The sequence below is a fragment of the Aquabacterium sp. UBA2148 genome (genome assembly GCF_002328915.1).
In the GTDB taxonomy this organism is placed as follows: Bacteria; Pseudomonadota; Gammaproteobacteria; order Burkholderiales; family Burkholderiaceae_C; genus Aquabacterium; species Aquabacterium parvum.
Genome location: NZ_DCXA01000175.1, coordinates 9,369 through 16,005 on the forward strand (window position 1 = coordinate 9,369; position 6,637 = coordinate 16,005).

Consider the following 6,637-nt stretch of genomic DNA (forward strand, 5'->3'; position numbering starts at 1 on the left):
GCCAACAACTCGGCATCCTGCCCGAAGCCCTCCCGGACGTCTTGTTGGGCCGAGTCGGGTCGAAGTTCATGACGCATCCGTCCATCCTAGCAAGCCATCCGGCACTCGCGACGCTCGAAGACACCTGGCCCGATGAGGCCGGCTGTGCTGCGCTGGCTGAACGACTGGCTTTGACGCTGGCTCCAACGCTGCGCCAAGGTGGCAGCCACGTCATCGAGTTGCATGGCACGCTGGGCGCAGGCAAGACCACGTTCACGCGCCACCTGCTTCGAGCGCTTGGCGTGCAGGGGCGCATCAAAAGCCCGAGCTACGCGGTGGTCGAGCCGCACCAGGTGCCTGGCATCGACATCCAGCATTTCGACTTCTACCGCTTCAACGACCCGCAGGAGTGGGAAGACGCGGGCTTTCGCGACCTGTTTGGTGCCAACGGGCTCAAGCTGGTCGAGTGGCCAGACAAAGCCGCTGGCCTGTTGCCCTGCCCTGACCTGCAGTTGTTGATCGAGCCGCTTGACGAGCATCGTCGCCAGGTTCGGCTGCAGGCTTGCACCGCTGCAGGCATCGCATCGCTCAACGCGATGGCCCAAGCTGGGGAGGCCGCACATGGCTGAGCCGAACAACACCCGCCGTCGCCTGCTTAAACAGGCCCTGGGCGGCTCCGCCCTGCTGGTGCTGGGCCCCGTCGAGCTGGCCTGGGGTGCGCAACTGGTCGCCGTGCGCCTGTGGCCGGCCGAGGCCTACACCCGCGTCACCCTGGAGTCGGACACGGCGCTCAACGCCACCTTCTTCGCGGTGGACAGCCCGAACCGCCTGGTCATCGACATCGACGGCCTCGAGCTCAGCCCGCAGATCAAGGAGCTGGTGCGCAAGGTGCGCGCCGACGACCCTTACATCGCTGGCGTTCGCGTGGGTCAGAACCGACCGAAGGTGGTGCGCCTGGTCATCGACCTCAAGCAGGCCATCAAGCCACAGGTGTTCGGCTTGCCCCCCGTGGCGGCCTACCAGCACCGCCTGGTGTTCGACCTCTACCCCAAGCAGGCCATCGACCCGAGGCTGGCGCTGCAGGCGGCCTCGGCTCCTGCCAGCGGGGCTGCGGCTGGCGCCGGCTTGCCCAGCACGGGCAGCGCACCCAGCGTTGGGGTGGCTGGCAGCGTGGCCGCCTCCTCCGCCGCTGCCGGTCAGACCGGGCCACAGACGTCTGGACCAGCCAGCACATCTTCCGAGCAAGCGGCCGACTCCATGAACGATGCCTTGGGCGAGTTCATCGGCAGCCTGCCTGGCAAAGCAAGCTCTCCGGCCGAGCGCCAGGCACAAGCCGCAGCAGGAGCTGGCCGCACACCGTCGCCCACGCCGGAGCGAACCGCCGAACGAAGCAAGGACACACCTGATCGCCCGACCTCCACCCAGCGCCTGATCATCGTGGCCATCGACGCGGGCCATGGTGGCGAAGACCCGGGCGCCATCGGACCCAGCGGCCTTTATGAAAAGGACGTGGTGCTGTCGATCGCGCAAAAGCTGCGCGCGCGCATCAATGCCCAGCCCGGCATGCGCGCCATGCTCACCCGCGAGTCGGACTACTTCGTGCCCTTGAAGGACCGCGTGGGCAAGGCCCGCCGCGTGCAGGCCGACCTGTTCGTGTCCATCCACGCCGATGCCTTCATGAACCCGCAGGCGCGGGGCGCCTCGATTTTTGCGCTGTCCGACAAGGGCGCCACGAGCGCCGCCGCCCGCTGGATGGCCAAGCGCGAAAACGCCTCCGACATGGTGGGTGGCGTCAACATCAAGGCCAAGGACTCGTCGGTCATGCACGCGCTGCTGGACATGTCCACCACCGCCCAGATCAAGGACAGCCTCAAGCTCGGCCAAGCGGTGCTGTCGCACCTGGGCAAGGTCGGCAAGCTGCACAAGCCCAGGGTCGAGCAGGCCGGCTTTGCCGTGCTCAAGGCCCCGGACATCCCGTCCATCCTGGTCGAAACCGGTTTCATCTCGAACCCGGACGAAGAGTCAAAGCTGCGCGACGACGACTACCAGAGCAAGCTGGCCGATGCGCTGATGTCGGGCATCAAGCGCTACTTTGAGCGCAACCCGCCGTTGGCCCGCAACCGCGCGCTGTGAGCTGAGCGGGGCACGGCTTGGTGCCCGCAAAGCCGAGCAGCGAGCGGCCAAGTGGCGCGCCCGCAAACCGTGGCACTCAGGCGGCGCTGGCGGTGCCCTTGTCGGCACGGGCAGCACGCCAGCCGCCATACAAGGCGATCAGGCCCGGCACGATGATCATCGCCAGGATGATCTTGCTCAGGTGCTGCTGCACAAAGGGGATGTTGCCAAACAGGTAGCCGGCCACGCAAAGCCCCACCACCCAGATCAGTGCCCCCACGACGTTGTAAGCCGTGAACTTGGCACGATCCATCTCGGCCACGCCAGCCACGAAAGGTGCGAAGGTGCGGATGAAGGGCATGAAGCGAGCCAGGATGATGGTCACGCCGCCGTGTTTCTCGTAGAAGGCGTGGGCTGCGTCAAAGGCCTTGCGGTTGAAGAAGCGCGAGGCCTCCCACTGAAAGACCTTGGGGCCGAAGTAGCGACCGATGCTGTAGTTGAGCTGGTCACCGGTGATGGCGGCCACCAGCAAGATGGCGATGGCCACCGGCAGGCTCAACGCGTCAGCGGCGGCAAGGGTGCCGACCATGAACAGCAGCGAGTCACCCGGCAGGAAGGGCATCACCACCAGCCCCGTCTCGACAAAAACGATCAGGAAAAGCAGCGCGTAGACCAGCGTGCCGTAGGCATCGACGAACTCCTTGAGGTGCTTGTCGATGTGCAGGATGAAGTCGATGAGGAAGGTGACGATTTCCATGGTGGGCGCCCGGGCGGGCGGCAAAAAAGGCGTCGAGAGAGAAAAAGGGCAGAAAGCAGCCAGGCGGTCAGGGTGACGGCTGACCCCAGGGCGGCCAAAGGGCAGCGCCCTTTTACAATCATGTCATGACAGCAGACCCCCTCCGCTCCGGCGGGTTCCCTCCAGAGGCCGCCAACACGCCCGATCCGGGGGGGAACACCACCAGGCGCACCATCCAGGCCTTGCCCGACGAGCTGGTCAGCCAGATCGCGGCCGGCGAGGTGGTCGAGCGCCCGGCCTCGGTGGTGCGCGAGCTGGTCGACAACGCGCTGGACGCGGGCGCCACCCAGGTCACCGTCAAGTTGATGGGCGGCGGTGTGCGCCAGATCCTGGTCGAGGACGATGGTTGCGGCATCCCCGTGGCCGAGCTGCCCCTGGCCCTCCAACGCCACGCCACGAGCAAGATCCGCTCGCTGCACGACCTGGAGCACGTGGCCACCATGGGCTTTCGCGGCGAGGCGCTGGCCGCCATCGCCTCGGTGTCCGAGTCGTCGATCGCCAGCCGCACAGCGGCCGATGCCCACGCCCACCGCCTTGACGCCCGCTCAGGCGAGCTCAGCCCGGCCGCGCGCGCCGTGGGCACCAGCGTCGAGGTGCGCGAACTGTTCTTCAGCACGCCCGCTCGACGCAAGTTCCTCAAGTCAGACGCCACCGAGCTGGCCCACTGCCTGGAGTCGGTGCGCCGCCATGCGCTGGCCCGCCCGGACGTGGGTTTCAGCGTCTGGCACGAAGGCAAGCTGGTCGAGCAACTGCGCGCCGGCTCGCTCCAGCAGCGCGTGCACGACATCCTGGGCGACACCTTTGTCGAAGGCAGCCGCGACGTCGAGCTCCAGATCGGGCCGATGCGCGTGTTCGGTCGCACCGGCCTGCCTGACGCCGCCCGCTCGCGCGCCGACTGGCAGTACTGCTACGTCAACGGCCGCTATGTGCGCGACAAACTGATCGCCCATGGCATCCGCTCGGCTTACGAAGACGTGCTGCACGGCAGCCGCCAGCCGACCTACGTTCTCTTCATCGAGATCGACCCGGAGCGCGTGGACGTCAACGTGCATCCGACCAAAATCGAGGTGCGCTTTCGCGATTCGCGCGAGGTGCACCAGGCCGTGCGCAAGGCGGTCGAAAAAGCATTGGCCTTGTCCCGGGCACAAGCGGCCGCTCAAGGCAACGCACACGCCGACAACGCGGACATGTCCAGCTCGCAAGCCTCGGCGCCTGACCCTGGGCCAGCCGGCATCTCAGGCAGCACACAGCTCACCCCTGCACCCTTGCTCTCGAGCCGCCAGGACGCCCTGCCCTGGCAAGCGGCCGACGGTGCCACCGAGCGCCGCTGGGCGGGTTGGCCACACGACGGCACCCCAACGCAACCGACCTCGCTGCAAACAGGTGGATCGGTGGACGCATTCGCGGGCATGAACCTGCCTCGCGTCGTGCGCCAGGCCGACGAGGGCCTGCAGGCCGGGACAACCACCGCCTCGAGCGCTTCGTTCGCTGGCGGACCCCTTGGCGCCTCGGCATCAGCCGGCGGGCCGTTCGCTTCAGCGCTGCCTCGCGGCGCGTCAGATGCATCGCTGCCCGAGCACGAATGGCCGCTGGGCCGCGCCATCGCGCAAGTCGGGGGCATCTACGTGCTGGCAGAAAACGCCCAGGGCCTGATCATCGTGGACATGCACGCCGCCCACGAGCGCGTGGTCTACGAGCGGCTCAAAGCCCAGCTGTCTGCCGACCGCCTGGCCAGCCAGCCGCTGCTGCTGCCCCAGACCTTCGCCGCCACGCCGCAAGAGTGCGCCACGGTCGAAAGCCACCATGAAACGCTGCTGCAGCTTGGCCTGGACGTTGGCCTGATCGGCCCGGGCAAACTGGCGGTGCGCGCCCTGCCCACGGCCCTGGTGCAGGCCGATGGCGTCGAGCTGACGCGCTCGGTGCTGGCCGACCTGGCGCAGGTCGATGCCAGCGATGTGCTGCAACGCGCCCAACATGAGTTGCTGGCCACCATGGCCTGCCATGGCGCCGTGCGCGCCAACCGTCGCCTGACCCTGCCCGAGATGAACGCCCTGCTGCGTGACATGGAAGCCACCGAACGCGCAGACCAGTGCAACCACGGCCGCCCCACCTGGCGCCAGCTCACCTTGAAGGACCTGGACGCGCTGTTTTTGCGCGGCCGCTGAGACCCCGATGACCGAACGCAAGAAGATCAGCCTGTCGCGCCCCGCCGCCACGGGCGACGCCACCTCCGCCCACAAGCCGCCGGTGCGTGGCTCCGGCAGCGCGCCGCGCAAGCGCATGACCGCGAGCGAGGCAGAGCAGGCCCGCGTTGAACGCGCCGAACGCGAAGCCCGCGGAGATCGCCGGCCGCATCCGCGCCAGGATGGCCCCACCTCTCGCCACGCCGATGACCGCCGGGCCAACCCCGGCCCTCGTGGCGATGGCCCACGCCGCGACGATCGCCCATCACGAGGACCTCGCCCTGATGGCCTTGCTGATGGTCGCCCTGTTGGCCGCACCGGTGCGCGCCCCGACCCACGCCCGGACACCCCGGTGCATCACGAGCGCCAGCGCTTTCAAGCAGAGCCCCGTGCCGCCGAAGCGCCCATGGCGCCACGCCAACCGGCCTATCAGCGCCCGGTCGAGGACGATGGCCGCGTGCGCCTGTCCAAGCTGATGAGCGAGCGAGGCATGGCCTCTCGCCGCGAGGCCGACGAGTGGATCGCGGCCGGTTGGGTGCGCGTCGATGGCGAGCTCATCGCCGAGCTGGGCTTGCGCGTCCTGCCCGACGTCACCATCGACATCGACCCGCAGGCTCACCAGCAACAGGCCCAGCGCGTCACCATCCTGCTGCACAAGCCCATTGGCTACGTGAGCGCGCAGGCCGAAGACGGCCACGAGCCGGCCATCACCCTGATCACCCCTGACAACCGCTGGTCTGACGACAAGCTGCCGATCAAGCTCAACCGCGCGCACCTGCGCAACCTGGCACCAGCCGGGCGCCTGGACATCGACTCGACCGGCCTGCTCGTGCTGACGCAGGACGGGCGCATCGCCAAGGCGCTGATCGGCGAGGACTCCGGCGTCGAGAAGGAGTACCTGGTGCGTGTGCAGAACGTGGCCCAGCCCGAGGCCGAGAACGTGCAAGCCGCCACGCCTGAAGAGGCCATCGCGCTCATGCGCCACGGCCTGGAGCTCGATGGCAAGCAACTCAAGCACGCGCAGGTGTCGTGGCAGAACGAACAGCAGCTGCGCGTGGTGCTGCGCGAAGGCCGCAAGCGCCAGATTCGCCGCATGTGCGAGCTCGTCGGCCTCAAGGTCGTGGGACTCAAGCGCGTGCGCATGGGTCGCGTGGTGTTGGGCAAGCTGCCGGCCGGCCAATGGCGCTTCCTGCGTCCTGACGAGCGCTTCTGAAGCGGCCCATGTCCGCAGCATCGCCGGCCTCCGCAGCCACCGGCTCCACCCCCATCCCGGCCTGGGTCGTTGTCACGGCCCTGGGCTTGCTCACGGGCTTGCAGCCGCTGACCACCGACCTCTACCTGCCCGCCCTGCCGCAAATGCAGCAGGGACTGGGCCTGAGCCCGGCCTCTGCACAGTGGACCTTGTCGGTGCTGATCCTGGCGTTCGGCATCGGGCAGCTGGTGTGGGGCCCGATCTCCGATCGTTTCGGTCGCCAGCCAGTGCTGCGATGGGGCCTGGGCCTGTACACGCTGGCCAGCGTCGGCGCGACCCTGGCAATCAACTTCGAGACGATGCTGCTGGCGCTAT

Annotated in this window: 6 protein-coding genes; 5 read left to right on the forward strand and 1 reads right to left on the reverse strand. The window is 68.1% G+C overall.

The window, feature by feature from the left end:
• Window positions 1-68: 68 nt before the first annotated feature.
• Together tsaE and B2W70_RS09805 are read left to right on the forward strand one after the other, a co-directional pair.
• Window positions 69-608, forward strand: a complete 540-nt coding sequence (tsaE, locus tag B2W70_RS09800; RefSeq protein WP_286745279.1) for a tRNA (adenosine(37)-N6)-threonylcarbamoyltransferase complex ATPase subunit type 1 TsaE — start codon at window positions 69-71, stop codon at window positions 606-608.
• On the forward strand, window positions 601-2,112 hold the full coding sequence (locus B2W70_RS09805) for an N-acetylmuramoyl-L-alanine amidase (RefSeq protein ID WP_286745256.1): 1,512 nt from the start codon (window positions 601-603) through the stop codon (window positions 2,110-2,112). Before tsaE ends, B2W70_RS09805 begins: the two co-directional genes overlap by 8 nt.
• Window positions 2,113-2,188: 76 nt before the next feature.
• Here the strand turns inward: B2W70_RS09805 and B2W70_RS09810 are convergent, their stop codons facing one another.
• The gene (locus B2W70_RS09810) at window positions 2,189-2,848 is read right to left on the reverse strand and encodes a DedA family protein (RefSeq protein ID WP_286745258.1); all 660 of its coding nucleotides are present in this window, start codon (window positions 2,846-2,848) and stop codon (window positions 2,189-2,191) included.
• A gap of 125 nt (window positions 2,849-2,973) precedes the next feature.
• Here B2W70_RS09810 and mutL point away from each other — a divergent pair, with 125 nt between their 5' ends.
• From mutL to B2W70_RS09825, 3 genes are all read left to right on the forward strand, one after another.
• On the forward strand, window positions 2,974-5,052 hold the full coding sequence (gene mutL / locus B2W70_RS09815) for a DNA mismatch repair endonuclease MutL (protein WP_286745259.1): 2,079 nt from the start codon (window positions 2,974-2,976) through the stop codon (window positions 5,050-5,052).
• Between the two features lie 7 nt (window positions 5,053-5,059).
• The gene (locus tag B2W70_RS09820) at window positions 5,060-6,283 is read left to right on the forward strand and encodes a pseudouridine synthase (protein WP_286745261.1); all 1,224 of its coding nucleotides are present in this window, start codon (window positions 5,060-5,062) and stop codon (window positions 6,281-6,283) included.
• An 8-nt stretch (window positions 6,284-6,291) separates the two neighbouring features.
• Window positions 6,292-6,637: MFS transporter (locus B2W70_RS09825; RefSeq protein WP_286745264.1), on the forward strand; the 346-nt coding region annotated here is incomplete at its 3' end.